Source organism: Streptococcus pseudopneumoniae (genome assembly GCF_001072315.1).
Classification (GTDB): domain Bacteria; phylum Bacillota; class Bacilli; order Lactobacillales; family Streptococcaceae; genus Streptococcus; species Streptococcus pseudopneumoniae_R.
In genome coordinates this window covers 22,703-49,161 of sequence record NZ_JVLI01000065.1, presented here as the reverse complement: position 1 = coordinate 49,161, position 26,459 = coordinate 22,703, and the positions used below count along the sequence as shown (strand labels likewise).

Here is a 26,459-nt window from a genome sequence, read left to right as displayed (position 1 = left end):
CAAGCGGTAAGGCAAGGGACTTTGACTCCCTCATGCGTTGGTTCGAATCCAGCTACCCCAGTTACTATTTGCCGGCGTGGCGGAATTGGCAGACGCGCTGGACTCAAAATCCAGTGTCCGCAAGGACGTGCCGGTTCGACCCCGGCCGCCGGTATAGTATAGAGTTAGGAACGTTGTTAATCTTCGTTCCTTTTTTATATTATTTTTGGTATAATAATAGTTATTCAAATTTTATTTAGATTATGAAAGTGTAGGGAAGTATGTCTTGTTCTATCGATTTATTAAAACATCGGTATTTGAAAAATATTAAAGAAAATCCTGAATTGTTTGTCGGGATTGAGCTGGAATATCCTGTTGCAAATTTAGAAGGGGATGCTACAAATGTTGAAGTTATCAAGAACTTATTCAGATATTTAGTTTCAACTTTGGATTTCACTGTAGAAAAGGTAGATGATTTTGGGTGTCCTATCCAGTTAGTGGATCCGAAAAGTCAGGATGCTATTTTATTTGAAGTTTCCTATACAACGATTGAGTTTGCATTTGGTAAGGCTGAAACAATTCAAGAGGTCGAAAATCGTTTTAATAATTATATGGATGTGATTCAGAAAAAGTTAGCTGAATCAAATCATGCTATTGTTGGCTGTGGTATTCATCCCAACTGGGATAAAAATGAGAATTGTCCAGTGGCTTACCCACGGTATCGCATGTTGATGGACTATTTGAATTTGAGTAGGAATGTGATTGAATCAGACTTACATCATTTCCCTGAATATGGTGCTTTTATCTGTGGGAGTCAGGTCCAGCTGGATGTTTCAAAGTCTAACTACCTACGGGTGATTAATGCTTTTACCCAAATTGAAGCAGTTAAGGCTTATTTATTTGCAAACTCTGAGTTTTCGGGTGCAGATTGGGATACGAAAATTGCAAGGGACATCTTCTGGGAAGAATCGATGCATGGCATCTATCCAGAAAACGTCGGGGTCAATGCTAGACTCTTTAACGATGAGGATGATTTTTTTGATTATCTAGATCATTCTGCAATTTTTACTGCGGAACGTGATGGACAAACCTATTATTTTTATCCGATTCAGGTAAGGGATTATTTGGCTACATCTGAAATCCAAGCATATGCTCTTAATGGGGATGAGATTCTTATTTACCCTCAAGAGAAGGATCTTGAAACTCATCGTAGTTACCAGTACCAAGACTTAACGACTCGTGGAACAGTCGAGTTTCGTAGTGTGTGTACTCAGCCTCTAGATAGAACTTTCGCTTCAACAGCTTTTCACTTGGGGTTGTTGGTTAATTTAGATAAGTTAGAGGCTTACTTAGAAACAGCACCTTTCTTTAAAGCATTTGGGAGAAATTATAAGTCTTTAAGGCGGCAATTTTCTAAGAAAAAGCTAACAGATGAGGAGAAAACTGCGATTATAGAGTTTTCAAAAGATTTACTCTGGCTAGCTGATGAAGGACTGAAGATGAGAAATAAACAAGAAATGATTTATTTAGAGCCTTTGAAAGAAGAATTGGGACTATAATTTCTCTTATAAAGGGAGAATTTTCTGAAAAATCATGATATAATGGAAGAGACTATAGATAAAGGATAGAGAGTAATGACATTAGTTTATCAATCAACGCGTGATGCCAACAATACAGTAACTGCTAGCCAAGCTATTTTGCAAGGTTTGGCGACGGACGGTGGTTTATTTACACCGGTTACTTATCCAAAGGTAGATTTGGACTTTGACAAATTGAAAGATACTTCTTACCAGGAAGTTGCTAAGCTAGTTTTGTCAGCATTTTTAGATGACTTTACAGCTGAGGAGTTGGACTACTGTATCAACAATGCTTACGATAGCAAATTTGATACTCCAGCTATCGCACCATTGGTGAAACTGGATGGGCAATACAACTTGGAACTGTTCCATGGTTCAACAATTGCTTTTAAGGATATGGCCTTGTCTATCTTGCCATACTTTATGACAACAGCTGCTAAGAAACATGGTTTGGAGAATAAGATTGTCATCTTGACAGCGACATCTGGTGACACGGGGAAAGCTGCTATGGCAGGATTTGCCGATGTGCCTGGAACTGAGATTATCGTCTTTTATCCAAAGGATGGTGTCAGCAAGGTTCAAGAGTTGCAAATGACCACTCAGACTGGCGACAATACTCATGTTATCGCTATTGATGGTAACTTTGATGATGCCCAAACTAATGTGAAGCATATGTTTAACGATGTGGTTCTTCGTGAGAAGTTGGCAGCCAACAAGTTGCAATTTTCATCGGCTAACTCTATGAATATTGGCCGTTTGGTGCCACAAATTGTCTACTATGTTTATGCCTACGCTCAGCTTGTTAAAACTGGTGAGATTGTAGCTGGTGAAAAGGTTAACTTCACGGTACCGACAGGAAACTTTGGAAATATCTTGGCTGCCTTTTATGCCAAACAAATCGGCTTACCAGTTGGTAAATTGATCTGTGCTTCAAATGACAACAATGTTTTGACAGACTTCTTCAAGACACGTGTTTATGATAAGAAACGTGAGTTTAAGGTAACAACTAGTCCATCTATGGATATTTTGGTATCTTCAAACTTGGAGCGTTTGATTTTCCATCTTTTGGGGAATGATGCGGTTAAGACAGCTGAACTCATGAATGCCTTGAACAAGCAAGGACAATATGAGTTGACAGACTTTGATGCAGAGATTCTTAACCTCTTTGCAGCTGAATATGCGACTGAGGAAGAAACGGCAGCAGAAATCAAGCGTGTTTATGAGTCAGATTATTATATCGAGGACCCACATACGGCAGTTGCTTCAGCAGTTTATAAGAAATACCAAGCGGCTACTGGCGATGTGACTAAGACAGTGATTGCTTCAACAGCGAGTCCATACAAGTTCCCAGTGGTTGCAGTAGAAGCTGTAACTGGAAAATCAGGGCTTGGCGACTTTGAATCCTTGGCTCAATTACATGAAATCTCAGGCGTTGCAGTGCCACCAGCAGTTGATGGGCTTGAAACAGCTCCTGTTCGTCATAAGACAACTGTTGCAGCAACAGACATGCAAGTAGCGGTTGAGGCTTATCTAAGAATGTAGTACATGAAAGAAGCTGTTTTAAGAGAAATTGTATCCTAAAAATATATCTTATTTGATTATTACGGGATGTTTTTATATAATGGTTATGGAGGATGTTTTGGAACTTACAGGTTTTCATGGAACCACACAACAAAATGCAAACCAAATTAGGCGAGCAGGTTTTAAAGTATCTAAAATTGATTGGTCAAAACCTGATTTAAGAAATCCAAATGATTTAGGGGAAGGTGTGTATTTTTTTCAAGATTTTCGTGAAGAAAATGGTTCTGGGCGAAAAATGGCGTTTAGTTATGCTTACCATTATAAAGACAAAGTTGCCCAAAAACAAAAATGTTCTATTGAAGTTCTTGAAGCTAATATTACTGTTTCCTCTGATAATTTTCTGGATATGGATTTATCGGATAATTTGGAATTGTTTTATAGCTTTAAGGATAAGCATGAGCATGAGCGAGAAAAAATAAAACGACGGTTAAAACAGGATGGCTCATTCAAGCGGAAAAATTATGATGGAATAATGATGGAATTATTTATTAGCAAGATTCATGAGCAGTGCGGTTCCCAAACAAGAATTAAGGTTGTTAGCAAAAATACTGTAACTATTTTAAACGGAGAAATTAGTAATTTTCCAAATGGTACAGAGTTGTGTGTTCGTGACACAGGTTGTATAAAGATAAAAGGAGTTAATAATGGCAATACAGGGAATGAATTTAAAAAGTTTCTTTGACTTAGATAAAGTAAATTTCACTGAAGAGGAACTTTCTCTACCTTATGAAAATAATTTACCAGTTATTGAGAATATTTCCGTACAGTATTCCTCTTCTAGTACAGCTTCTGTAGATTATTATTCTTTTAAAAATAATACTTTCTCTACTATTTCTATTAATAAGAGTTTAGGAGAGGTTGCGTGATGGATGATTATAGAGCTAAAATTACTTTTAGTAACTACATGGTTACAGAGTTGCACTATGAGCAAAACTCTAATTATGATTTTGATGCAGAAAAACTGGATGTTGATTTCAATATAAAGTCCAAAGTTCAAATTTCTCAGACAAATGCGGCAGTGAGTTTATCGGTAATTTGTGGGAGAGAAGATAATTCTGAATGTCCCTTTATTATTCGAGTATCTTTGATGGGCATTTTTGAATATGAAGGGAATATAAAGAGTGAGGAAGCAAAATCGTTATTAACGACAAATGCAATTGCTATACTATTTCCTTATTTAAGAAGTTTAGTAAGTGATATTAGTGGAAAAAGCAATATATATCCTCAATATAGGTTGCCATTAATTAATGTTGTTGCTATGTTGAAAGAAAATGATGATATAGAAGTGATTGATATCGATGAGTAAATAATGAGACTATTATAATGATAGTCTTATTTTTAATTCCCATTATGAAAGAAAATAAATATTTAGTATGATATCTTATAAACAAATCTTAAATATTGCCTTGCCAGCTATGGGCGAAAACTTTTTGCAGATGCTCATGGGGATGGTGGATAGTTACTTGGTAGCCCACTTGGGCTTGATAGCTATTTCGGGTGTATCAGTAGCTGGCAATATTATCACGATTTACCAGGCGATTTTCATCGCTCTGGGAGCTGCTATTTCCAGTGTTATTTCAAAAAGTTTGGGGCAGAAGGATCAATCTATGCTAGCCTATCATGTGATTGAAGCCTTGAAGATTACCTTACTATTAAGTTTCCTTTTAGGATTTTTGTCCATCTTCGCTGGGAAAGAGATGATAGGACTTTTGGGAACTGAACAGACTGTGGCTGAAAGTGGAGGACTCTATCTATCTTTGGTAGGTGGTTCGATTGTTCTTTTGGGATTAATGACTAGTTTGGGAGCCTTGATTCGTGCAACTCATAATCCACGTTTGCCCCTCTATGTGAGTCTTTTATCAAATGCCTTGAATATTCTTTTTTCAAGTCTAGCTATTTTTGTTCTGGATATGGGGATAGCTGGTGTTGCTTGGGGGACAATTCTGTCTCGTTTAGTAGGTCTTGTGATTTTGTGGTCACAATTAAAGTTGCCTTATGCGAAGCCAACTTTTGGTTTAGATAAGGAACTATTGACCTTGGCTTTGCCAGCAGCTGGAGAGCGGCTCATGATGCGGGCTGGAGATGTCGTGATCATTGCCTTGGTCGTTTCTTTTGGAACAGAGGCAGTGGCTGGAAATGCAGTCGGAGAAGTTTTGACCCAGTTTAACTATATGCCTGCCTTTGGTGTAGCTACGGCAACGGTCATGCTGGTGGCCCGAGCAGTTGGGGAGGATAATTGGAAAAGAGTCGCTAGTTTGAGTAAGCAAACCTTTTGGCTTTCTCTGCTTCTCATGTTGCCCTTGACGCTTAGTGTCTATGCCTTGGGCATACCACTGACTCATCTCTATACGACTGATTCTCTAGCGGTGGAGGCTAGTGTTCTAGTGACACTTTTTTCACTACTTGGTACTCCTATGACGATAGGAACAGTCATCTATACAGCAGTCTGGCAGGGGTTGGGCAATGCTCGGCTTCCCTTTTATGCGACAAGTATAGGAATGTGGTGTATCCGCATTGGAACAGGATATCTGATGGGGATTGTGCTTGGTTGGGGCTTGCCCGGTATTTGGGCTGGAACCCTTTTGGATAATGGTTTTCGTTGGTTATTTCTACGTTACCGTTACCAGCGCTATATGATCTTGAAAGGATAGGAAATGCAAAAAACAGCTTTTATTTGGGATTTAGACGGGACTTTATTGGACTCTTATGAAGCGATTTTATCAGGGATTGAGGAAACTTTTGCTCAGTTTTCTATTCCTTATGATAAGGAGCAGGTGAGAGAGTTTATCCTCAAGTTTTCTGTGCAGGATTTACTTGTGCAAGTGGCAGAAGAGAGAAAGCTGGATGTGGAAATGCTCAATCAAGTGCGTGCACAGAGTTTGGCTGAAAAGAATGCCCAGGTAGTCTTAATGCCAGGTGCGCGTGAGGTGTTGGATTGGACAGACCAAGTAGTGATTCGGAACTTTGTTTACACTCATAAGGGAGACAATGCTTTTACCATTCTCAGAGACTTGGGTTTGGAATCTTATTTTACAGAGATTTTAACCAGTCAGAGTGGCTTTGCGCGGAAGCCCAGTCCAGAAGCGGCTACCTATCTGTTAGACAAGTATCAGTTGGATCCTGAGAAAACCTATTATATAGGGGATCGGACTCTAGATGTGGAATTTGCCCAGAATAGTGGGATTCAAAGTCTCAGCTTTTTAGAGTCGTCTTATGAAGGCAATCACAGGATTCAAGTGTTAGCAGATATTTCCCGTTTTTTTAAGGCTGAGCGATAAAAAGATTGTGTCAATTTTGTGACAGAGACCTAACAAACTATTTCAAGTAATCGAGTTTGTTACAAGGAATGGACAGTTCTATTAAATAGGCCCGAGAGGGCTTTTTTTCTGCATTTTTTGTGTTATGATAGACAGGTATTCATTTGAAAGGAATTTGAAAGAATGAGGAAAAGAATATTATTAGCGTCAACAGCAGCCTTGTCCTTTGCCCCAGTATTGGCAACTCAAGCAGAAGAAGTTTTTTGGACTGCACGTAGTGTTGAGCAAATCCAAAATGATTTGACTAAAACGGACAACAAAACTAGTTATACCGTTCAATATGGTGATACCTTGAGCACTATTGCAGAAGCCTTGGGTGTAGATGTCACAGTTCTTGCGAATTTAAATAAAATCACCAATATGGACTTGATTTTCCCAGAAACTGTTTTGACAACGACTGTCAATGAAGCTGAAGAAGTAACAGAAGTTGAAATCCAAACACCTCAAGCGGCTTCTAGTGAAGAGGTGACAACTGCGACAGCAGATTTGACAACCAATCAAGTGACGGTTGATGATCAAACTGTTCAGGTTGCAGACCTTTCTCAACCAATTGCAGAAGCTCCAAAAGCGGTAGAAACTACAAGAACAAAAGAAGTGGCATCAAGTTCAGAAGATGCAGAGACAGTTGCTACTGCAGAAGAAGTGGCACCATCTACAGGAACTTCTGTCCCAGAGGAGCAAACAGCCAAAACAAGTAGTGCAGTTGCAGAAGCAGCTCCTCAGGCAACGACTCCAGCTGAGAAAGATGAAACACAAGCAAGCACTCAAGCTGAGTCAGCAGTGAAAGCAACTACAATACCAGTAGAAGAAAAAGCACCTGAAACAACTGCAACAAGTTCAGAAGAAGCAAAAGAAGTAGCATCATCAAGTGAAGCTACAGCAGCAGTTTCTACTTATCAACCAGAAGAGGCGAAAACAGTTTCAACAACTTACGCGGCTCCAGCTGCGCCCGATTATGCTGGACTTGCAGTAGCGAAATCTGAAAATGCAGGTCTTCAACCACAAACGGCTGCCTTTAAAGAAGAAATTGCTAACTTGTTTGGCATCACATCCTTTAGTGGTTACCGTCCAGGGGACAGTGGAGATCACGGAAAAGGTTTGGCTATCGACTTTATGGTCCCAGAAAGCTCAGAACTAGGAGATAAGATTGCGGAATATGCTATTCAAAATATGGCCAGCCGTGGCATTAGTTACATCATTTGGAAGCAACGTTTCTATGCCCCATTCGATAGCAAATATGGACCAGCTAATACTTGGAACCCAATGCCAGACCGTGGTAGCGTGACAGAAAACCACTATGACCACGTTCACGTTTCAATGAATGGATAAATCAGACTTTGTAATATCATTTTGACGAATGAGATCTAGCTTTCGTGATAGGAAGCGAGTTTCGTTCGTTTTTTCTTTTTCAATTTGAATGGAAAATGGGAAGTTGCTGTCTTGTAATGATTCAAGCAACATTCTTGCAATCTATTTTACTTTATATTATACTTGATTAGTCAACTATTGATGAATCAATAAAAGGAAGAAGAAATGTTAGAGATTCAAGATTTACTTTATCAACTCCGCTTGTCTGAGCAAGCGAGTACGCAATTGTTTGAAAAAAGACTTGGGATTAGTTTGACACGGTATCAGATTTTACTGTTTTTACTGGAGAATTCTCCCTGTAATCAAATGGCAGTTCAGGAGCGTTTGCAGATTGATCAGGCTGCCTTGACACGACATTTCAAGATTTTGGAAAAGGAAGGTTTGGTGGAGCGTCATCGCAATCCTGACAATCAGCGAGAAGTGTTGGTAGAGGCTACGAAGTATGCCAAGGAGCAGTTAGTGATGAATCCGCCTCTGCAGCATATCAAGGTTAAGGAAGCGATGGAAAGTATCTTAACAGATTCTGAGAGAACAGAGCTCAGCCGTTTATTAAATAAATTGGTTTTAGGTATTGAAAATATAGAAATTTAAGGAGAAATAGATGTCAATTATTACAATCATTTTAGCAACGGTTGTTGCTTTGGAGCATTTTTACATTTTTTATTTGGAAAGTATTGCAACGCAATCAGATGCGACTAGTCGTGTCTTTAACATGGAAAAGGAAGAACTGGCTCGTCCGTCAGTAAGTTCATTGTTTAAAAATCAAGGGATTTATAACGCTTTGCTAGGTATCTTTCTCTTGTATGGGATTTATTTCTCACAGAATTTAGAAATTGTGACTATTTTTGTTTTATTTGTGATAGGTGCTGCGGCTTATGGCTCTCTCATAGCAGATAAAAAAATTATTTTAAAGCAAGGAGGACCAGCTATTTTGGCCTTGATTAGTATTTTTCTCTTTAAATAAGTTCATACTCTTCGAAAATCAAATTCAAACCATGTCAGCGTCGCCTTGCCGTACTCAAGTACAGCCTGTGGCTAGCTTCCTAGTTTGCTCTTTGATTTTCATTGAGTATCAAAGAGCAATCCTAGCCTCTCTAGTCCTTTTCGCTCCAGAAGAAGAGAAATATGTTATACTTGTTTTTAAGAAAAGAATCTCATGGAATTGGTTTTGAGGAGTTAGAAATGAAAGTATTAGTGACAGGTTTTGAGCCCTTTGGAGGGGAAAAGGTTAATCCAGCTTTGGAGGCCATTAAAGGTTTGCCAGCTGAAATCCATGGTGCTGAGGTTCGTTGGCTAGAAGTGCCGACAGTTTTTCACAAATCGGCTCAAGTATTGGAAGAAGAGCTGAGTCGTTATCAACCTGATTTTGTCCTTTGTATTGGGCAAGCAGGTGGAAGATCTAGCTTGACACCTGAACGAGTGGCTATTAACCAAGACGATGCACGCATTCCTGATAATGAAGGTAATCAGCCGATTGACCTTCCTATTCGTCCAGATGGTGCTTCGGCCTACTTTAGCAGTTTGCCGATTAAAGCGATGGCCCAAGCTATAAAAAAAGAGGGCTTGCCGGCCTCTGTTTCCAATACTGCAGGGACTTTTGTCTGCAATCATTTGATGTATCAGGCCCTCTATTTGGTAGAAAAGAAATTTCCACATGTTAAGGCAGGTTTTATGCATATTCCTTATATGATGGAACAGGTGGTGAATCGACCGACTACCCCAGCTATGAGTTTAGTGGACATTAGGCGAGGGATAGAAGCAGCAATCGGCGCCATTATAGAACATGGAGATCAGGATCTCAAGTTGGTAGGCGGAGAAACTCATTGATAGAAAAAAGCTTGAGGGGTCACCTTCAAGCTTTTGGACGTTTTCGAGCTAATACTGCTCGGTAAAAAATCATTTTATTGATTTGAATGTAGGGCAGGAGTGAAAAACTAGCAATTCCAAAGGTAATCCAATTGAGGAAGTACCAAGGAAGGAGTTGTAAGTCTAGGACAAAGCGCTGAAATTTGTAACCTTTCATTAGGAAACGGCTGGTTTTTAGGACTTGTCCTGGTTTGGCTTGTCCTAAGTCTAGGGTGTCACAGAGGAGAAATTCTACCTGCGAATAGGCATAGTATTGTGGAATATAGAGACTATTTCCGACAATCATCAAGAGGATACTTGCTAGAAAGTAAAGACCAAAGGTCATGAGGAAGCGCTCGGTTTCAATTGACGAGAGATCCAGATTGGGAAATTCAGGATGGATTGCAACGAATTTCTTGGCTAAAAAGCTACTGTAAAAAAGGAAGTAAATTCCAAGCAAACTAGGAATGCTCCATAAGAAGAGATAGAAACGTTTGAGAAGGAGAGTCAAAAAGGTTTGTGAAAAGTGCTCTTCGTTAAAGAGAGTGAGACTATTTTTGATGGATAGTTCTGTATCGGGATTCTTGATGAGTTTCAGCGTTGTATAGACTGAACTGGTTAGAAGAATAGCTCCGATAAAGGAGACTAATAGTGGAAAGAGGTAGGCTTGGAATACATGGGCAAACACGTTTAAAAAGGGTTGTTCTAAAACACTTTCGTTGATGCGCTCTAAGGGATTGAGGAAGCCAGACAAGATGACCAGTATACTAGGTAAGAGATAGACGAGAAAGAGGCGGGGATTTTCAGCCTGAAATTGTCTGGCTTGCAGACGAACGGTTTTTAAATCAATTTTTGGGTATTTCATTCTCTCATTATACACCATAGTTCGTGACAGTTCCAGTTTTTTTTGATAAAATCATACAGTATGCCCTTGGGCAAAAGTATGAACTGGGACTGTCTTTCCCAGCTTCGGAGGTAAAAAATGTCAGATTCACCAATTAAATATCGTTTGATTAAGAAAGAAAAACACACAGGAGCTCGTCTGGGAGAAATCATCACTCCCCACGGTACCTTCCCGACACCTATGTTTATGCCAGTTGGGACACAAGCCACTGTCAAAACTCAGTCCCCTGAAGAATTGAAGGAGATGGGTTCGGGAATTATTCTGTCAAACACCTATCATCTCTGGCTTCGCCCTGGAGATGAACTCATCGCACGCGCAGGTGGACTTCATAAGTTCATGAATTGGGATCAGCCAATTTTGACGGATAGTGGTGGTTTCCAGGTTTATTCCTTAGCAGATAGCCGTAATATCACAGAAGAAGGAGTAACCTTTAAAAACCATCTCAATGGTTCCAAGATGTTCTTATCGCCAGAAAAAGCCATCTCTATTCAGAATAATCTGGGCTCAGACATCATGATGTCCTTTGACGAATGTCCTCAGTTTTATCAGCCTTATGACTACGTTAAGAAATCAATCGAGCGTACCAGTCGTTGGGCTGAGCGTGGTTTGAAGGCTCACCGTCGTCCACATGACCAAGGTTTGTTTGGGATTGTGCAGGGGGCAGGATTTGAAGACTTGCGTCGCCAATCAGCTCATGACCTTGTCAGCATGGACTTCCCAGGCTACTCTATCGGTGGCTTGGCAGTGGGAGAAACCCATGAAGAGATGAATGCGGTTTTGGACTTTACAACTCAACTGCTGCCTGAAAATAAACCTCGTTATCTGATGGGTGTGGGAGCGCCAGATAGCTTGATTGATGGGGTCATTCGTGGGGTAGATATGTTTGACTGTGTCTTGCCGACTCGTATCGCTCGTAATGGGACTTGTATGACTAGTCAGGGACGTTTGGTTGTCAAAAATGCCCAGTTTGCTGAGGACTTTACACCACTGGATCCTGAATGTGATTGCTACACATGTAAGAACTATACACGCGCTTATCTTCGTCACCTGCTCAAGGCTGATGAAACCTTTGGTATCCGTTTGACGAGTTATCACAATCTTTACTTCTTGCTTAACCTGATGAAGCAGGTTCGTCAAGCTATCATGGATGACAATCTCTTGGAATTCCGTGAGTATTTTGTTGAAAAATATGGCTATAATAAGTCAGGCCGTAATTTTTAAACTGGAATTGATATAAGCTAAAAATCCTAAGTTTTCTCTTGGGATTTTTCTTCTTTTTTTGATAGAATAAAGTGTACAATGAAAGGGAGAATAAACTCGTATGCGTATTAAATGGTTTTCCTTGATTAGGATTACAGGTTTACTTTTGGTACTCTTGTATCATTTCTTTCAGACCATCTTTCCTGGAGGATTTTTCGGGGTAGATGTCTTTTTTACATTTTCAGGTTTCCTGATTACAGCTCTACTCATCGAAGAATTTTCTAAAAATCATGAAATTGATTTGGTTGGATTTTTTAGGAGACGCTTTTATCGTATCGTTCCACCTGTGGTTTTGATGGTCTTGGTAACCATGCCTTTTACTTTCTTGGTTCGCCAAGACTATGTGGCTGGAATTGGGGGTCAAATTGCGGGTGTCTTAGGCTTCATGACCAACTTCTATGAACTCCTAACAGGTGGGAGTTATGAATCTCAGTTCATTCCTCATTTGTTTGTTCATAATTGGAGCTTGGCCGTTGAGGTTCACTACTATATTTTTTGGGGATTGGCAGTTTGGTTCTTATCCAAACAGTCCAAATCAAATGGTCAGTTGAGGGGAATGGTTTTTCTCTTATCAGCTGCTGCCTTCTTGATCAGCTTCTTCTCCATGTTTATTGGTAGTTTTCTAGTGACCTCTTATTCCTCTGTTTACTTCTCCAGTTTAACTCACGTCTATCCATTCTTTTTGGGAAGTATCCTAGCAACGATTGTAGGCGTTCGTCAGACGACTTCCCTCGTTAAGCAGTTGGATAAAATCTGGGATTTACGCAAGACCCTGTTGGTTTTTGGAGGAGGTTTTGGCTTCTTACTCATTTTGACCTTCTTTGTCAAATTTACCTATCTCTTTGCCTATCTTATTGGCTTCTTGCTTGCCAGCCTTGCAGCCCTTGCTATGATTCTGGCGGCGCGTGTCTTACATGAAAAGACCCCTAATATGCAGGAACCAAAGATTATTAGCTTTTTAGCAGATACTAGCTATGCGGTTTATCTCTTCCATTGGCCTTTCTATATTATTTTCTCACAGTTGACATCAAATCTTCTTGCTGTGTTATTAACTTTGATTTTTTCTTATGGATTTGCCAGTCTTTCATTTTATGTATTGGAGCCGTGGATTGCAGGCAAGAACACACCTGTTTTACAAACTCTTCGTCCCCTGCCTTATATTCACGCAATTCTTGCAACAAGTACAGGAATCTTGGCCTTCATTGTCCTCTTAGTGACTTTGTTGGCACCACAAGTGGGAGCGTTTGAGACAGACTTAACTGTCAATGGTTTGAAGCAAGCTGCAACAAATATTAGCCAAACCAAGGTGATGGCAGAACGAGCAGAAGCTGATAGTTTAGGAATTGCTGATGGCACTATGTTAATTGGTGACTCGGTGGCCTTAAGGGCAAATACAGCCCTGCAGACAGCCCTTCCTGGAGCACAGATTAACGCACAAGTCAGCAGAACAACCAAGACTGCCAACGAAATCATGCTCAACAATAGCCAGAATAAATTTCTACCAAAGATGGTGGTTATTGCAACTGGGGTAAATAATCCTGAAAATTACAAGGAAGATTGGGATAGTATCGTGAAAAATCTTCCTAAGGGGCACCATATGGTTTTGGTGACTCCTTATGAGGGAGATAAGACAAAAGAGACCTATGCCATCGTTGAGAAGGCTGCTGCCTATATGAGAGAATTGGCAGAGAAGACTCCTTACATCACCATTGCTGATTGGAATCAAGTTGCTAAGGAACATCCAGAGATCTGGACAGGAACAGACCAAGTCCATTTCGGAAGTGACACTAGTAAAATTGAAGCCGGAGCAAAATTGTATGCAGATACCATTGCCACAGCCTTGCAAACAGCTCAAGACAAACCAGTCAAATCAAAATAACTTGTATTAAAAAGAGAAGAGTTGGAGAAATCCAGCTCTTTTAAAATATCTCTAGAAAATAGGTCTATACCATTTACAAATGAATCAGAAAAGTTTATAATGTAATTGACATAATAAATATCAAAAGTAATCTTTTAAGGAGGTCATTATTATGCCTAATTACGTTAAAGCGGATCAGTTTTTCTATCCATTTGGCATTCGTCGCGGTGGGTACTTAGAACTTGTTGATGGCAAATTTGGGAAACATGTGGATCAAATTCCTGAAGGAGCAGAGGTTCTTGACTATACTGGTTATAGCATTGCACCAGGTCTTGTGGATACTCATATTCATGGATATGCAGGTGTAGATGTGATGGACAACAACATTGAAGGTACATTGCATACTATGAGTGAAGGACTTCTTAGTACCGGTGTTACCAGTTTCTTGCCCACAACTTTAACAGCCACTTATGAGCAATTGCTTGCAGTCACTGAAAATCTTGGAAATCATTATAAGGAAGCAACAGGTGCTAAGATTCGTGGGATTTATTATGAAGGTCCATATTTCACAGAAACTTTTAAGGGGGCCCAAAATCCAACTTATATGAGAGACCCGGGTGTTGAGGAGTTTCATTCTTGGCAGGATGCTGCAAAAGGGATGCTAAATAAGATCGCTATTGCACCAGAACGTGATGGGGTGGAAGATTTTGTACGTACTATTACAGGTGAAGGTGTGACAGTTGCACTTGGACACTCAGATGCGACATTTGAACAAGCTAAGAAGGCAGTTGATGCTGGAGCTAGTGTATGGGTACATGCCTATAATGGGATGCGTGGTTTAACACACCGCGAACTAGGTATGGTAGGAGCTATGTATGAGCTCCCACATACTTACGCAGAATTGATTTGTGATGGTTATCACGTAGATCCAAAAGCTTGTGAGATTTTACTTAAGCAAAAGGGGACAGAAAACATCGCTCTTATTACGGACTGTATGACAGCTGGTGGGCTTGAAGACGGTGACTATATGTTGGGAGAATTCCCTGTTGTAGTAGCAAATGGAACTGCACGCCTCAAATCGACAGGTAACTTGGCAGGTTCTATCCTCAAACTTAAAGATGGTATGAGAAATGTAGTCGAGTGGGGTATTGCAAATCCACACGAAGCGGTCATGATGGCTAGCCTTAACCCAGCAAAATCTGTTCACATTGATGATGTTTGTGGTCAAATCCGTGAAGGCTACGACGCTGACTTTATCGTGCTAGATAAAGATTTGGAATTGGTAGCAACCTATCTAGATGGTGTGAAACGTTATCAAGCATAAGAGAGAAAGCAGAAGTTAGAGATTAGCTTCTGCTTTTTTATCTATATTGCTTTACCAGTAAATAAAAAAGTTAAAAAAATCACAAAAAAGCTTGAACAAGCAAATGAAAAGGTTTACAATTATATTATAAATAGTACAAATAAAAAAAGGAGGAGTGCTTTATGAAAGCCTATACTTATGTTAAACCAGGACTTGCTTCTTTTGTTGATGTAGACAAACCAGTTATTCGCAAGCCGACAGACGCTATTGTGCGTATCGTAAAAACCACTATTTGTGGAACAGACCTCCATATTATCAAAGGGGATGTTCCTGCTTGCAAAAGTGGTACCATTCTTGGTCACGAAGGGATTGGGATTGTTGAAGAAGTTGGGGAAGGAGTTTCTAACTTCAAAAAAGGCGATAAGGTCTTGATTTCTTGTGTCTGTGCCTGTGGTAAATGCTACTACTGTAAAAAAGGAATTTATGCCCACTGTGAAGACGAAGGGGGCTGGATTTTCGGTCACTTGATTGATGGTATGCAGGCTGAATACCTACGTGTCCCTCATGCAGATAACACTCTTTACCATACTCCAGAAGACTTGTCGGATGAGGCCTTGGTTATGCTATCAGACATTCTGCCTACTGGATATGAAATTGGTGTCTTGAAAGGGAAAGTCGAACCTGGTTGCAGCGTAGCCATTATTGGTTCAGGACCAGTTGGATTGGCTGCTCTTTTGACAGCTCAATTCTATTCACCAGCTAAATTGATTATGGTGGACTTAGACGATAACCGCTTGGAAACTGCTGTATCATTTGGTGCGACTCATAAGGTTAATTCTTCAGATCCTGAAAAAGCCATTAAAGAAATTTATGATTTGACAGATGGTCGTGGCGTAGATGTTGCTATCGAAGCTGTTGGTATTCCTGCAACATTTGATTTCTGTCAAAAGATTATCGGTGTAGACGGAACGGTTGCCAACTGTGGTGTGCATGGTAAACCAGTTGAATTCGATTTGGACAAACTTTGGATTCGCAACATCAATGTAACAACTGGTTTGGTATCTACAAATACAACTCCACAATTGTTGAAAGCACTTGAAAGTCATAAGATTGAACCAGAAAAATTGGTAACTCATTATTTCAAACTAAGTGAAATTGAAAAAGCCTATGAAGTTTTTAGTAAAGCAGCAGACCACCATGCCATTAAGGTCATTATCGAAAACGATATTTCTGAAGCCTAGGTAGTAACAAGATTTTGGAACACAAGTAAATAGAAATTCAGTCATCCATCAGATGGCTGGATTTTTTATCTGGAAATTAAGAAATGAGCATATTTCTTTCCTTGTTTAGCGGAATTGGTTATAATATACGGTACAAAGGAATGAATGAATATGTATCGTGTTATAGAAATGTACGGAGATTTTGAACCGTGGTGGTTCTTAGAAGGTTGGGAAGAAGATATTGTAGCAAGTAGAAAATTTGATCAGTATTATGATGCTCTCAAATACTACAAAACTTGCTGGTTTAGACTGGAACAAGAATCCCCTCTTTATAAAAGTAGAAGTGACTTGATGACTATTTTTTGGGATCCAGAAGACCAACGCTGGTGTGATGAATGTGACGAGTATTTACAACAATACCATTCTTTGGCTCTTTTGCAGGATGAGCAGGTTATTCCAGATGAAAAACTACGCCCAGGCTATGAAAAACAAACAGGTAAGGAAAGGCACCGTTCTTGCCGTATGAAATTAAAATAGAGAAAAAGTAACTTTTTTGTAGTTGCTTTTTTTATTTTCCCAAATCTTTGCGAATAGTATAGGTGAGGAGGTAAGTATGGTTCAAGAAATTGCACAAGAAATCATTCGTTCGGCTCGGAAAAAAGGGGCGCAAGACATTTATTTTGTCCCCAAGTTAGACGCCTATGAGCTTCATATGAGGGTCGGAGACGAGCGCTGTAAAATCGGTTCTTATGATTTTGAAAAGTTTGCGGCCGTCATCAGTCACTTTAAGTTTGTGGCGGGTATGAATGTAGGAGAAAAGCGACGTAGTCAACTTGGTTCCTGTGATTATGCCTATGACCAGAAGATGGCATCTCTACGTCTATCTACTGTAGGCGATTATCGAGGTCATGAGAGTTTAGTTATTCGTTTGTTGCATGATGAGGAGCAGGATTTGCATTTTTGGTTTCAGGATATTGAAGAACTGGGCAATCAGTACAGGCAACGTGGTCTCTATCTTTTTGCTGGACCAGTCGGCAGTGGAAAGACAACCCTGATGCATGAACTAGCCAAGTCTCTTTTTAAGCGGCAGCAAGTCATGTCCATCGAAGATCCTGTAGAAATCAAGCAGGACGACATGCTCCAGTTGCAGTTGAACGAAGCAATCGGACTAACCTATGAAAATTTGATCAAACTTTCCTTACGTCATCGGCCAGACCTCCTGATTATCGGAGAAATTCGGGACAGCGAGACGGCGCGTGCAGTTGTTAGAGCCAGTTTGACAGGGGCGACAGTCTTTTCAACCATCCATGCCAAGAGTATTCGAGGTGTTTATGAGCGCCTGCTGGAGTTGGGTGTGAGTGAGGAGGAATTAGCGGTCGTTCTGCAAGGTGTTTGTTACCAGAGATTAATCGGGGGAGGAGGAATCGTTGACTTTGCAAACAAAGACTATCAAAAACACCAGCCAACTAGCTGGAATGAGCAGATTGATCAGCTTCTTAAAGATGGACATATCACAAGTCTTCAGGCTGAAACGGAAAAAATTAGCTACAGCTAAGCAAAAAAATATCATCACCTTGTTTAACAATCTCTTTTCCAGCGGTTTTCATCTGGTGGAGACCATCTCCTTTTTGGATAGGAGTGCTTTGTTGGACAAGCAGTGTGTGACCCAGATGCGTACTGGCTTGTCTCAGGGGAAATCATTCTCAGAAATGATGGAAAGTTTGGGCTTTTCAAGTGCCATTGTCACTCAGTTATCCCTAGCTGAAGTTCATGGGAATCTCCACCTGAGTTTGGGAAAGATAGAAGAATATCTAGACAATCTTGCCAAGGTCAAGAAAAAATTAATTGAAGTAGCGACCTATCCCTTGATTTTACTGGGTTTTCTTCTCTTAATTATGCTGGGGCTACGGAACTACCTACTACCACAACTGGATAGTAGCAATATTGCCACTCAGATTATCGGTAATCTGCCACAAATTTTTCTAGGCATGGTAGGCTTTGTTTCTCTACTTACCCTTTTAGCACTCACTTTTTATAAAAGAAGTTCTAAGATGCGCGTCTTTTCTATCCTAGCACGCATTCCTTTTCTTGGAATCTTTGTGCAGACTTATCTGACAGCCTATTATGCGCGTGAATGGGGAAATATGATTTCACAAGGAATGGAGCTGACGCAGATTTTTCAGATGATGCAGGAACAAGGTTTCCAGCTCTTTAAAGAAATCGGTCAAGACCTAGCTCAAGCCCTACAAAGTGGCCGCGAATTTTCTCAAACCATAGCAACCTATCCTTTTTTTAAGAAGGAGTTGAGCCTCATTATCGAGTATGGGGAAGTCAAGTCCAAGCTGGGTAGTGAGTTGGAAATCTATGCTGAAAAAACTTGGGAGGCCTTTTTTACTCGAGTCAACCGCACCATGAATTTGGTGCAGCCACTGGTCTTTATCTTTGTGGCACTGATTATCGTTTTACTTTATGCGGCAATGCTCATGCCCATGTATCAAAATATGGAGGTAAATTTTTAACATGAAAAAAATGATGACATTCTTGAAAAAAGCTAAGGTTAAAGCTTTTACACTTGTGGAGATGTTGGTGGTCTTGCTCATCATCAGCGTGCTTCTCTTGCTCTTTGTACCTAATTTGACCAAGCAAAAAGAAGCAGTCAACGACAAAGGAAAAGCTGCTGTTGTTAAGGTGGTAGAAAGCCAGGCAGAGCTTTATAGTTTGAATAAAAACGAAGAGGCTACTCTAAGCAAATTACAAGCAGATGATCGCATCACAGAAGAGCAAGCTAAAGCTTATAAAGAATATCATGCAAAACAAAATAAGACTCAAACGGTCGCGGATTAAGGCCTTTACCATGATGGAAAGTCTCTTGGTTTTGGGACTTGTGAGTATACTTGTCTTGGGATTGTCCGGCTCTGTTCAGTCCACTTTTGCAGCGGTAGAGGAGCAGATTTTCTTTATGGAGTTTGAAGAACTTTATCGGGAAAGCCAAAAACGTAGTGTAGCCAGTCAGCAAAAGACTAGTCTGAACTTAGATGGGCAGACCATTAGCAATGGCAGTCAAAAGTTGACAGTTCCTAAAGGAATTCAGGCACCATCAGGACAAAACATTACATTTGACCGAGCTGGGGGCAATTCGTCCCTAGCTAAGGTTGAATTTCAGACCAGTAAAGGAGCGATTCGCTATCAATTATATCTAGGAAATGGAAAAATTAAACGCATTAAGGAAACAAAAAATTAGAGCAGTGATTTTGCTGGAAGCAGTAGTTGCTCTAGCTATCTTTGCCAGTATTGCTACCCTTCTTTTGGGACAAATTCAAAAGAATAGGCAAGAAGAAGCAAAAATCTTGCAGAAAGAAGAAGTTGTGCGTGTAGCTAAGATGGCCCTGCAGACAGGTCAAAATCAGGTAAACATCAACGGAGTTGAGATTCAGGTATTTTCTAGTGAAAAGGGATTGGAGGTCTACCATGGTTCAGAACAGTTGTTGGCGATCAAAGAGCCATAAGGTCAAGGCCTTTACCTTGTTGGAATCTCTGATTGCTCTCATTGTCATCAGTGGAAGCTTACTCCTCTTTCAAGCCATGAGTCAGCTCCTTATTTCAGAAGTTCGCTACCAGCAACAAAGCGAGCAAAAGGAGTGGCTCTTGTTTGTGGACCAGCTGGAGGCAGAGTTAGACCGTTCGCAGTTTGAAAAAGTGGAGGGCAATCGCATCTATATGAAGCAGGATGGCAAGGAAATTGCGATAGGTAAGTCAAAATCGGATGATTTTCGTAAAACAGATGCCAATGGACGGGGTTATCAGCCTATGGTTTATGGCCTCAAATCTGCGCAGATTACAGAGGACAATCAGTTGGTGCGTTTTCATTTCCAGTTCCAAAAAGGCTTAGAAAGGGAGTTTATCTATCGTGTGGAAAAAGAAAAAAGTTAAGGCAGGGGTTCTCCTCTATGCAGTGACCATAGCAGCCATCTTTAGTCTTTTGTTACAATTTTACTTGAACCGACAAGTCGCCAACCATCGAGACTATGCTTTAAATAAAGAAAAGTTGGTTGCTTTTGCTATGGCCAAGCGAACCAAAGATAAGGTTGAGCAAGAAAGTGGGGAACAGGTTTTTAATCGAGGTCAGGTAAGCTATCAAAACAAGAAAACTGGCTTAGTGACGAGGGTTCGTACGGATAAGAGCCAATATGAGTTCCTGTTTCCTTCCGTCAAAATCAAAGAAGAGAAAAGAGATAAAAAGGAAGAGGTAGCGACTGATCCAAGCGAAAAAGTGGAGAAGAAAAAATCAGAAAAGAAGCCTGAAAAGAAAGAGAATTCATAGTCAATTCAACTAGTTTGTGTTAAACTAAAGATATGAAACATGATTTTAATCACAAAGCAGAAACTTTTGATTCCCCTAAAAATATCTTCCTTGCAAACTTGGTTTGTCAAGCAGTCGAGAAACAGATTGATCTTCTATCAGACAAAGAAATTTTGGATTTCGGTGGAGGGACGGGGCTATTAGCCTTGCCTCTGGCCAAACAAGCAAAGTCTGTAACATTGGTGGATATTTCAGAGAAAATGCTGGAGCAAGCTCGTTTGAAAGCGGAGCGACAAGACATCAAGAATATCCAGTTTTTGGAGCAAGATTTATTGAAAAATCCCTTGGAGCAAGAGTTTGATCTCATTATTGTTTGTCGGGTTCTTCATCATATGCCTGATTTGGATGCGGCTCTCTCACTGTTTCATCAACATTTGAAGGAAGATGGACAACTCCTCATTGCCGATTTTACCAAGACGGAGACCAACCATCATGGATTTGAATTGGTTGAACTTGAAAACAAGCTAGCACAGTTTGGTTTTTCATCTGTGCATAGTCAGATTCTCTATAGCGCTGAAGACCTGTTTCAAGGAAATTACTCAGAACTCTTTTTTACAGTAGCCCAAAAATCACTCGCCTAGTCAGGGAGTGATTTTTCTATAAGGATGGAAAAAAGAAGGGAAATTTGATAAGATAGGAATATGGATTTTGAAAAAATTGAACAAGCTTATACCTATTTACTAGAGAATGTCCAAGTCATTCAAAGTGATTTGGCGACCAACTTTTATGACGCCCTGGTGGAGCAAAACAGCATCTATTTGGGTGGTGAGACTGAGTTAGAGCAGGTCAAGGAGAACAATCAGGCCCTTAAGCGTTTAGCACTACGCAAAGAAGAATGGCTCAAGACCTACCAGTTTCTCTTGATGAAGGCTGGACAAACAGAACCCTTGCAGGCCAATCACCAGTTTACACCGGATGCTATTGCCTTGCTTTTAGTGTTTATTGTGGAAGAGTTGTTTACAGAGAAGGAAATCACTATCCTCGAAATGGGTTCTGGGATGGGAATTCTAGGCGCTACTTTCTTGACCTCGCTTGATAAAAAGGTGGATTATTTGGGAATGGAAGTGGATGATTTGCTGATTGATTTGGCAGCTAGTATGGCAGATGTAATTGGTTTGCAGGCTGGCTTTGTCCAAGGAGATGCCGTTCGTCCACAAATGCTCAAAGAAAGCGATGTGGTCATCAGCGACTTGCCTGTCGGCTATTATCCTGATGATGCCGTTGCGTCGCGCCATCAAGTTGCTTCTAGTCAAGAACATACTTACGCCCATCACTTGCTCATGGAACAAGGACTTAAGTATCTCAAGTCAGACGGATATGCTATTTTTCTAGCTCCGAGTGATTTGTTGACCAGTCCTCAAAGTGACTTGTTGAAAGGTTGGTTGAAAGAGGAGGCAAGTCTGACTGCCATGATTAGTTTGCCTGAAAATCTCTTTGCCAGTGCTAAACAATCCAAGACGATTTTTATCTTACAGAAGAAAAGTGAAACAGCAGTAGATCCTTTTGTTTATCCACTTGCTAGCTTGCAAGATGCAAGTGTTTTAATGAAATTTAAAGAAAATTTTCAAAAATGGACTCAAGGTACTGAAATATAAAATAGATTTTGTTATAATAGATGAAAACGCTTAAAAAGGGGTATCATGTTATGACAAAAACAATTGCAATCAATGCGGGAAGTTCAAGTTTGAAATGGCAACTTTATCAAATGCCAGAGGAAAAAGTTCTTGCTAAAGGTTTAATTGAACGGATTGGTTTGAAAGATTCAATTTCAACTGTAAAATTTGACGGCCGTTCTGAACAACAAATTTTGGATATCGAAAATCACACACAAGCTGTTAAAATCTTATTGGATGACTTGATTCGTTTCGATATTATCAAGGCTTATGATGAGATTACAGGTGTTGGACACCGTGTTGTTGCCGGTGGAGAATATTTCAAAGAATCAACAGTCGTTGAGGGAGATGTTTTAGAAAAAGTTGAAGAGTTGAGCTTGTTAGCTCCTCTCCACAATCCAGCCAATGCAGCAGGTGTTCGTGCCTTCAAGGAATTGTTGCCAGACATTACCAGTGTAGTTGTTTTTGATACTTCGTTCCACACAACTATGCCAGAGAAAGCTTATCGCTACCCTCTACCAACAAAATATTACACAGAAAACAAGGTTCGTAAATATGGTGCCCACGGTACAAGTCACCAGTTTGTAGCAGGAGAAGCAGCAAAACTCTTGGGCCGTCCATTAGAAGACTTGAAATTGATTACTTGCCACATCGGTAATGGTGCTTCTATTACAGCTGTTAAGGGTGGTCAATCTGTCGATACTTCAATGGGATTCACTCCACTTGGTGGTGTGATGATGGGAACACGTACAGGAGATATTGACCCAGCTATCATTCCTTACTTAATGCAATATACAGAGGACTTTAACACGCCTGAAGACATTAGTCGCGTCCTTAATCGTGAATCAGGGCTTATGGGTGTCTCAGGCAAATCTAGTGATATGCGCGATGTGATTGCTGCTATGGAAGAAGGGGACCACGATGCCACTTTAGCCTATGAAATGTATGTTGATCGCATCCAAAAACATATCGGTCAATACCTCGCGGTCCTAAATGGAGCAGATGCTATTATCTTCACAGCAGGTATTGGTGAAAATGCTGCAAATGTACGTGAAGATGTTATCTCAGGTATCTCTTGGTTTGGCTGTGATGTTGATCCAGAAAAGAACGTCTTTGGTGTGACAGGAGACATCTCAACAGAGGCAGCGAAGATTCGTGTCTTGGTTATTCCAACAGATGAAGAGCTAGTTATTGCCCGTGACGTTGAACGCTTGAAAAAATAACTAAAATTAGAAAAAATATTCCGTACAAGGAGTTGGGAAAGTGATTTTTCCAGCTTCTTTTTCTGATGAAATTGTGCAAAACCTTGCTATGATTGGCTTTTTTGAAAAATATGGTATAATAGTAGTAATTTAATAGATGGAGTTGAGTTTTGAAGAAAAACTTTCGTGTAAAAAGAGAGAAAGATTTTAAGGCGATTTTCAAGGAGGGGACAAGTTTTGCCAATCGCAAGTTTGTTGTCTACCAACTAGAAAATCAGAAAAACCATTTTCGAGTAGGTCTATCAGTTAGCAAAAAGCTGGGGAATGCCGTCACTAGAAATCAAATTAAGCGACGAATTAGACATATTATCCAGAATGCAAAAGGGAGTCTGGTAGAAGATGTCGATTTTGTTGTCATTGCCCGAAAAGGGGTTGAAACCTTGGGATATGCAGAGATGGAGAAAAATCTACTCCACGTATTAAAATTATCAAAGATTTACCAGGAAGGAAATGGGAGTGAAAAAGAAACTACAGTTGACTAGTTTGCTAGGACTGTCTCTATTGATCATGACAGCCTGTGCGACTAATGGGACAACTAGCGATATCACAGCCGAATCAGCTGATTTTTGGAGTAAATTTGTTTACTTCTTTGCGGAAATTATTCGCTTTTTATCGTTTGATATCAGCATCGGAGTGGGGATTATTCTCTTTACGATCTTGATTCGTACAGTTCTCTTGCCAGTCTTTCAGGTGCAAATGGTGGCTTCTAGAAAAATGCAGGAAGCTCAGCCACGCATTAAGGCGCTTCGAGAACAATATCCGGGTCGAGATATGGAAAGTAGAACCAAGCTAGAGCAAGAAATGCGTAAAGTCTTTAAAGAAATGGGTGTTAGACAGTCAGATTCTCTTTGGCCGATTTTGATTCAGATGCCGGTTATTTTGGCCTTGTTCCAAGCTCTATCAAGAGTTAACTTTTTAAAGACAGGTCATTTCTTATGGATTAACCTTGGTGGTGTGGATACAACCTTTGTTCTTCCGATTTTAGCAGCTGTATTTACCTTTTTAAGTACTTGGCTGTCTAATAAAGCCTTGTCTGAGCGTAATGGCGCTACGACTGCGATGATGTATGGGATTCCGGTCTTGATTTTTATCTTTGCAGTTTATGCACCGGGTGGAGTCGCCCTATACTGGACAGTGTCCAATGCTTATCAAGTCTTGCAAACCTATTTCTTGAACAATCCATTCAAGATTATCGCAGAGCGCGAGGCCGTAGTACAGGCACAGAAAGATTTGGAAAATAGAAAAAGAAAAGCCAAGAAAAAGGCTCAGAAAACGAAATAATAAGGAGGAATCTGGTAATGGTAGTATTTACGGGTTCAACTGTTGAAGAAGCAATCCAGAAAGGATTGAAAGAATTAGATATTCCAAGAATGAAGGCTCACATCAAAGTCATTTCTCGTGAAAAAAATGGATTTCTTGGTTTATTTGGTAAAAAACCAGCCCAAGTTGACATTGAAGCTATTAGTGAAACAACGGTCATTAAAGCTAATCAGCAGGCTGTCAAGGGTGTTCCTAAAGAAATTAATGAACAAAATGAACCGGTCAAAACAGTCAGTGAAGCAACCGTTGATTTGGGTCATGTTGTAGAAGCAATTAAAAAGATTGAAGAAGAAGGCCAAGGGGTTTCTGATGAAGTCAAGGCTGAAATCTTGAAAAATGAAAAACATGCAAGCACCATCTTAGAGGAAACTGGTCATATTGAGATTTTAAATGAATTACATCTTGAAGAAGCTGGTTTCGGGGAAGAAGTAGAAACTCCTATTGTTGAGAGTCAAGCTGAACAAACTGAAAGTCAAGAATTAGAAGATTTGGGCTTAAAGGTTGAACCGAGTTTTGACATTGAACAAGTAGCTACGGAAGTAACGACTTATGTCCAAACAATCATTGATGATATGGATGTTGAAGCTACACTTTCAAATGACTATAACCGTCGTAGCATCAATTTGCAAATTGATACTAACGAACCAGGTCGTATTATCGGCTACCATGGTAAAGTCTTGAAGGCCTTGCAACTGTTGGCTCAAAATTATCTTTACAACCGCTATTCAAGAACCTTCTATATCACTATTAATGTCAATGATTATGTTGAACACCGTGCAGAAGTCTTGCAGACCTATGCGCAAAAATTGGCGACTCGTGTTTTAGAAGAAGGGCGCAGTCATCAGACAGATCCAATGTCGAATAGCGAACGCAAGATTATCCATCGTATTATTTCACGTATGGATGGCGTGACGAGTTACTCTGAAGGTGATGAGCCAAATCGCTATGTCGTTGTAGATACAGAATAAGTAAAATCAGGGTTCTCCTGATTTTTTGCTAGCTATAGGAGATTAAATTAATGTTGAATAAGATAAGAGACTATCTAGACTTTGCTGGTTTGCAGTACCGTAATCCTGATAAAGCGGGAGAAGAGCGAGAAAAAATGCTGGAATTCCGTCATAAAGGCCAAGAGGCTCGAAAGGCTTTTACAGAACTGACTAAAGCATTTCAAACCAGTCATCCAGAATGGCAACTCCAACAGACTAGCCAGTGGATGAACCAAGCGCAGCGCTTGCGACCACACTTCTGGGCTTATATACAGCGTGAGGGGAAAGTGACAGAACCTATGTTGGCTCTTCGTTTGTATGGAGTACCCTCTGATTTTGGTGTCTCACTAGAAGTTAGTTTTATCGAGCGCAAAAAAGATGAGCAAACTTTAGGCAAGCAGGCCAAGGTCCTAGAAGTTCCAGTGGTAGAAGGGATTTATTATCTAGCCTACTCTGATGGTCAAAGTCAACGGTGGGATGCGAACGAAGAAAATCGTCAAATTTTAAGAAATAAACTATCCAATCAGGAAGTCCGAAAAGTGTTAGTTAAAATAGATGTCCCTATAACAGAGAATTCATCTGAAGAAGAAATCGTAGAAGCCCTACTGAAATCTTATGATAAAATTCTTCCATTTTATCTAGCTACGAGAAACTAAGCTAATCATTAAAATATCATAAATCATACAGTCCAAGAGTGAACAGTCCG

General features: G+C 40.2%; 31 protein-coding genes and 1 tRNA gene. 31 read left to right on the top strand and 1 reads right to left on the bottom strand.

Annotated elements, in window-relative coordinates; all coding sequences use genetic code 11:
* Nucleotides 1–70 precede the first annotated feature (70 nt).
* The 12 genes from ADH54_RS03000 to pcp all read left to right on the top strand — a co-directional run bounded on the left by ADH54_RS03000 (nucleotide 71) and on the right by pcp (nucleotide 9,649).
* A tRNA-Leu gene (locus ADH54_RS03000) sits at nucleotides 71–154 on the top strand.
* 106 nt (nucleotides 155–260) lie between these two features.
* The gene (locus ADH54_RS02995; RefSeq protein ID WP_049523984.1) at nucleotides 261–1,538 is read left to right on the top strand and encodes a glutamyl-tRNA synthetase; all 1,278 of its coding nucleotides are present in this window, start codon (nucleotides 261–263) and stop codon (nucleotides 1,536–1,538) included.
* Nucleotides 1,539–1,613: 75 nt separating this feature from the next.
* On the top strand, nucleotides 1,614–3,098 hold the full coding sequence (thrC, locus tag ADH54_RS02990) for a threonine synthase (protein ID WP_049523983.1): 1,485 nt from the start codon (nucleotides 1,614–1,616) through the stop codon (nucleotides 3,096–3,098).
* Between the two features lie 97 nt (nucleotides 3,099–3,195).
* A complete protein-coding gene (locus tag ADH54_RS02985; RefSeq protein ID WP_000423995.1) occupies nucleotides 3,196–3,819 on the top strand; it encodes a hypothetical protein in 624 nt (207 codons plus the stop codon).
* Nucleotides 3,782–4,003, top strand: coding sequence for a hypothetical protein (locus tag ADH54_RS02980; protein WP_141553913.1), 222 nt, complete (start codon nucleotides 3,782–3,784; stop codon nucleotides 4,001–4,003). Before ADH54_RS02985 ends, ADH54_RS02980 begins: the two co-directional genes overlap by 38 nt.
* Nucleotides 4,003–4,443 (top strand): protein-export chaperone SecB, encoded by a 441-nt coding sequence (locus tag ADH54_RS02975; RefSeq protein WP_000342988.1) that lies wholly within the window; start codon nucleotides 4,003–4,005, stop codon nucleotides 4,441–4,443. The genes ADH54_RS02980 and ADH54_RS02975 overlap by 1 nt, the downstream gene beginning before the upstream one ends.
* Before the next feature lie 67 nt (nucleotides 4,444–4,510).
* Complete coding sequence (locus tag ADH54_RS02970) at nucleotides 4,511–5,788, top strand: MATE family efflux transporter (RefSeq protein WP_049523982.1); 1,278 nt, start codon at nucleotides 4,511–4,513, stop codon at nucleotides 5,786–5,788.
* Nucleotides 5,789–5,791: 3 nt separating this feature from the next.
* Complete coding sequence (locus ADH54_RS02965; RefSeq protein ID WP_049523981.1) at nucleotides 5,792–6,415, top strand: HAD family hydrolase; 624 nt, start codon at nucleotides 5,792–5,794, stop codon at nucleotides 6,413–6,415.
* 162 nt (nucleotides 6,416–6,577) lie between these two features.
* Entirely contained in the window at nucleotides 6,578–7,783 is a 1,206-nt protein-coding gene (locus ADH54_RS02960; RefSeq protein ID WP_049523980.1) for a LysM peptidoglycan-binding domain-containing protein, read from the top strand.
* A gap of 204 nt (nucleotides 7,784–7,987) precedes the next feature.
* Nucleotides 7,988–8,413 (top strand): MarR family winged helix-turn-helix transcriptional regulator, encoded by a 426-nt coding sequence (locus ADH54_RS02955; protein ID WP_049523979.1) that lies wholly within the window; start codon nucleotides 7,988–7,990, stop codon nucleotides 8,411–8,413.
* A 10-nt stretch (nucleotides 8,414–8,423) separates the two neighbouring features.
* Nucleotides 8,424–8,786, top strand: coding sequence for a DUF1304 domain-containing protein (locus ADH54_RS02950; RefSeq protein ID WP_049523978.1), 363 nt, complete (start codon nucleotides 8,424–8,426; stop codon nucleotides 8,784–8,786).
* Between the two features lie 218 nt (nucleotides 8,787–9,004).
* Nucleotides 9,005–9,649 (top strand): pyroglutamyl-peptidase I, encoded by a 645-nt coding sequence (gene pcp / locus ADH54_RS02945; RefSeq protein ID WP_049523986.1) that lies wholly within the window; start codon nucleotides 9,005–9,007, stop codon nucleotides 9,647–9,649.
* Nucleotides 9,650–9,674: 25 nt separating this feature from the next.
* Here pcp and ADH54_RS02940 read toward each other — a convergent pair whose 3' ends face one another.
* Nucleotides 9,675–10,532 carry a DUF975 family protein gene (locus tag ADH54_RS02940; RefSeq protein WP_049523977.1) on the bottom strand — a complete coding sequence of 286 codons (858 nt, stop codon included), beginning with the start codon at nucleotides 10,530–10,532 and terminating at the stop codon, nucleotides 9,675–9,677.
* A gap of 117 nt (nucleotides 10,533–10,649) precedes the next feature.
* Between ADH54_RS02940 and tgt the strand changes: the two genes are divergently transcribed.
* From tgt to ADH54_RS02845, 19 genes are all read left to right on the top strand, one after another.
* A complete protein-coding gene (tgt, locus tag ADH54_RS02935; RefSeq protein ID WP_001285237.1) occupies nucleotides 10,650–11,792 on the top strand; it encodes a tRNA guanosine(34) transglycosylase Tgt in 1,143 nt (380 codons plus the stop codon).
* A 100-nt stretch (nucleotides 11,793–11,892) separates the two neighbouring features.
* A complete protein-coding gene (locus tag ADH54_RS02930) occupies nucleotides 11,893–13,710 on the top strand; it encodes an acyltransferase family protein (protein ID WP_049523976.1) in 1,818 nt (605 codons plus the stop codon).
* Nucleotides 13,711–13,861: 151 nt separating this feature from the next.
* Nucleotides 13,862–15,013 carry an N-acetylglucosamine-6-phosphate deacetylase gene (gene nagA, locus ADH54_RS02925; RefSeq protein WP_001134549.1) on the top strand — a complete coding sequence of 384 codons (1,152 nt, stop codon included), beginning with the start codon at nucleotides 13,862–13,864 and terminating at the stop codon, nucleotides 15,011–15,013.
* A 161-nt stretch (nucleotides 15,014–15,174) separates the two neighbouring features.
* A complete protein-coding gene (locus tag ADH54_RS02920; RefSeq protein ID WP_049523975.1) occupies nucleotides 15,175–16,233 on the top strand; it encodes a zinc-dependent alcohol dehydrogenase family protein in 1,059 nt (352 codons plus the stop codon).
* A gap of 150 nt (nucleotides 16,234–16,383) precedes the next feature.
* Nucleotides 16,384–16,749: a DUF1033 family protein gene (locus tag ADH54_RS02915; protein ID WP_000286413.1), complete on the top strand. Its 366-nt coding sequence runs from the start codon at nucleotides 16,384–16,386 to the stop codon at nucleotides 16,747–16,749.
* 76 nt (nucleotides 16,750–16,825) lie between these two features.
* Nucleotides 16,826–17,767, top strand: coding sequence for a competence type IV pilus ATPase ComGA (gene comGA, locus ADH54_RS02910; protein ID WP_049523974.1), 942 nt, complete (start codon nucleotides 16,826–16,828; stop codon nucleotides 17,765–17,767).
* The gene (gene comGB / locus ADH54_RS02905) at nucleotides 17,715–18,731 is read left to right on the top strand and encodes a competence type IV pilus assembly protein ComGB (RefSeq protein WP_080980761.1); all 1,017 of its coding nucleotides are present in this window, start codon (nucleotides 17,715–17,717) and stop codon (nucleotides 18,729–18,731) included. The genes comGA and comGB overlap by 53 nt, the downstream gene beginning before the upstream one ends.
* Before the next feature lies 1 nt (nucleotide 18,732).
* Nucleotides 18,733–19,056, top strand: a complete 324-nt coding sequence (comGC, locus tag ADH54_RS02900; protein ID WP_000738649.1) for a competence type IV pilus major pilin ComGC — start codon at nucleotides 18,733–18,735, stop codon at nucleotides 19,054–19,056.
* A complete protein-coding gene (gene comGD, locus ADH54_RS02895) occupies nucleotides 19,019–19,453 on the top strand; it encodes a competence type IV pilus minor pilin ComGD (protein WP_049523972.1) in 435 nt (144 codons plus the stop codon). Before comGC ends, comGD begins: the two co-directional genes overlap by 38 nt.
* Nucleotides 19,416–19,718: a competence type IV pilus minor pilin ComGE gene (gene comGE, locus ADH54_RS02890; RefSeq protein ID WP_071478895.1), complete on the top strand. Its 303-nt coding sequence runs from the start codon at nucleotides 19,416–19,418 to the stop codon at nucleotides 19,716–19,718. The genes comGD and comGE overlap by 38 nt, the downstream gene beginning before the upstream one ends.
* Complete coding sequence (comGF, locus tag ADH54_RS02885) at nucleotides 19,681–20,142, top strand: competence type IV pilus minor pilin ComGF (protein ID WP_049523971.1); 462 nt, start codon at nucleotides 19,681–19,683, stop codon at nucleotides 20,140–20,142. The genes comGE and comGF overlap by 38 nt, the downstream gene beginning before the upstream one ends.
* Complete coding sequence (gene comGG / locus ADH54_RS02880; RefSeq protein ID WP_049523970.1) at nucleotides 20,120–20,533, top strand: competence type IV pilus minor pilin ComGG; 414 nt, start codon at nucleotides 20,120–20,122, stop codon at nucleotides 20,531–20,533. The genes comGF and comGG overlap by 23 nt, the downstream gene beginning before the upstream one ends.
* A 32-nt stretch (nucleotides 20,534–20,565) precedes the next feature.
* On the top strand, nucleotides 20,566–21,153 hold the full coding sequence (locus tag ADH54_RS02875) for a class I SAM-dependent methyltransferase (protein ID WP_049523969.1): 588 nt from the start codon (nucleotides 20,566–20,568) through the stop codon (nucleotides 21,151–21,153).
* Nucleotides 21,154–21,213: 60 nt separating this feature from the next.
* On the top strand, nucleotides 21,214–22,167 hold the full coding sequence (locus ADH54_RS02870; RefSeq protein ID WP_049523968.1) for a class I SAM-dependent methyltransferase: 954 nt from the start codon (nucleotides 21,214–21,216) through the stop codon (nucleotides 22,165–22,167).
* 50 nt (nucleotides 22,168–22,217) lie between these two features.
* On the top strand, nucleotides 22,218–23,408 hold the full coding sequence (locus ADH54_RS02865; protein WP_024056735.1) for an acetate kinase: 1,191 nt from the start codon (nucleotides 22,218–22,220) through the stop codon (nucleotides 23,406–23,408).
* 149 nt (nucleotides 23,409–23,557) lie between these two features.
* Nucleotides 23,558–23,929: a ribonuclease P protein component gene (rnpA, locus tag ADH54_RS02860; protein WP_000739245.1), complete on the top strand. Its 372-nt coding sequence runs from the start codon at nucleotides 23,558–23,560 to the stop codon at nucleotides 23,927–23,929.
* Nucleotides 23,904–24,728, top strand: a complete 825-nt coding sequence (locus ADH54_RS02855) for a membrane protein insertase YidC (protein ID WP_204373465.1) — start codon at nucleotides 23,904–23,906, stop codon at nucleotides 24,726–24,728. The genes rnpA and ADH54_RS02855 overlap by 26 nt, the downstream gene beginning before the upstream one ends.
* 17 nt (nucleotides 24,729–24,745) lie before the next feature.
* Nucleotides 24,746–25,735 (top strand): RNA-binding cell elongation regulator Jag/EloR, encoded by a 990-nt coding sequence (gene jag / locus ADH54_RS02850; RefSeq protein ID WP_049523966.1) that lies wholly within the window; start codon nucleotides 24,746–24,748, stop codon nucleotides 25,733–25,735.
* 50 nt (nucleotides 25,736–25,785) lie between these two features.
* Nucleotides 25,786–26,409 (top strand): hypothetical protein, encoded by a 624-nt coding sequence (locus tag ADH54_RS02845; RefSeq protein ID WP_049523965.1) that lies wholly within the window; start codon nucleotides 25,786–25,788, stop codon nucleotides 26,407–26,409.
* The last annotated feature ends 50 nt before the right edge of the window (nucleotides 26,410–26,459 follow it).

Coding starts and splice junctions, on each gene's coding strand:
- ADH54_RS02995 (WP_049523984.1), top strand. CDS start 261: ATGTCTTGTTCTATCGATTTATTAAAACATCGGTATTTGAAAAATATT.
- thrC (WP_049523983.1), top strand. CDS start 1,614: ATGACATTAGTTTATCAATCAACGCGTGATGCCAACAATACAGTAACT.
- ADH54_RS02980 (WP_141553913.1), top strand. CDS start 3,782: ATGGCAATACAGGGAATGAATTTAAAAAGTTTCTTTGACTTAGATAAA.
- ADH54_RS02975 (WP_000342988.1), top strand. CDS start 4,003: ATGGATGATTATAGAGCTAAAATTACTTTTAGTAACTACATGGTTACA.
- ADH54_RS02970 (WP_049523982.1), top strand. CDS start 4,511: ATGATATCTTATAAACAAATCTTAAATATTGCCTTGCCAGCTATGGGC.
- ADH54_RS02965 (WP_049523981.1), top strand. CDS start 5,792: ATGCAAAAAACAGCTTTTATTTGGGATTTAGACGGGACTTTATTGGAC.
- ADH54_RS02960 (WP_049523980.1), top strand. CDS start 6,578: ATGAGGAAAAGAATATTATTAGCGTCAACAGCAGCCTTGTCCTTTGCC.
- ADH54_RS02955 (WP_049523979.1), top strand. CDS start 7,988: ATGTTAGAGATTCAAGATTTACTTTATCAACTCCGCTTGTCTGAGCAA.
- ADH54_RS02950 (WP_049523978.1), top strand. CDS start 8,424: ATGTCAATTATTACAATCATTTTAGCAACGGTTGTTGCTTTGGAGCAT.
- pcp (WP_049523986.1), top strand. CDS start 9,005: ATGAAAGTATTAGTGACAGGTTTTGAGCCCTTTGGAGGGGAAAAGGTT.
- ADH54_RS02940 (WP_049523977.1), bottom strand. CDS start 10,532: ATGAAATACCCAAAAATTGATTTAAAAACCGTTCGTCTGCAAGCCAGA.
- tgt (WP_001285237.1), top strand. CDS start 10,650: ATGTCAGATTCACCAATTAAATATCGTTTGATTAAGAAAGAAAAACAC.
- ADH54_RS02930 (WP_049523976.1), top strand. CDS start 11,893: ATGCGTATTAAATGGTTTTCCTTGATTAGGATTACAGGTTTACTTTTG.
- nagA (WP_001134549.1), top strand. CDS start 13,862: ATGCCTAATTACGTTAAAGCGGATCAGTTTTTCTATCCATTTGGCATT.
- ADH54_RS02920 (WP_049523975.1), top strand. CDS start 15,175: ATGAAAGCCTATACTTATGTTAAACCAGGACTTGCTTCTTTTGTTGAT.
- ADH54_RS02915 (WP_000286413.1), top strand. CDS start 16,384: ATGTATCGTGTTATAGAAATGTACGGAGATTTTGAACCGTGGTGGTTC.
- comGA (WP_049523974.1), top strand. CDS start 16,826: ATGGTTCAAGAAATTGCACAAGAAATCATTCGTTCGGCTCGGAAAAAA.
- comGB (WP_080980761.1), top strand. CDS start 17,715: ATGGACATATCACAAGTCTTCAGGCTGAAACGGAAAAAATTAGCTACA.
- comGC (WP_000738649.1), top strand. CDS start 18,733: ATGAAAAAAATGATGACATTCTTGAAAAAAGCTAAGGTTAAAGCTTTT.
- comGD (WP_049523972.1), top strand. CDS start 19,019: ATGCAAAACAAAATAAGACTCAAACGGTCGCGGATTAAGGCCTTTACC.
- comGE (WP_071478895.1), top strand. CDS start 19,416: ATGGAAAAATTAAACGCATTAAGGAAACAAAAAATTAGAGCAGTGATT.
- comGF (WP_049523971.1), top strand. CDS start 19,681: ATGGTTCAGAACAGTTGTTGGCGATCAAAGAGCCATAAGGTCAAGGCC.
- ADH54_RS02875 (WP_049523969.1), top strand. CDS start 20,566: ATGAAACATGATTTTAATCACAAAGCAGAAACTTTTGATTCCCCTAAA.
- ADH54_RS02870 (WP_049523968.1), top strand. CDS start 21,214: ATGGATTTTGAAAAAATTGAACAAGCTTATACCTATTTACTAGAGAAT.
- ADH54_RS02865 (WP_024056735.1), top strand. CDS start 22,218: ATGACAAAAACAATTGCAATCAATGCGGGAAGTTCAAGTTTGAAATGG.
- jag (WP_049523966.1), top strand. CDS start 24,746: ATGGTAGTATTTACGGGTTCAACTGTTGAAGAAGCAATCCAGAAAGGA.
- ADH54_RS02845 (WP_049523965.1), top strand. CDS start 25,786: ATGTTGAATAAGATAAGAGACTATCTAGACTTTGCTGGTTTGCAGTAC.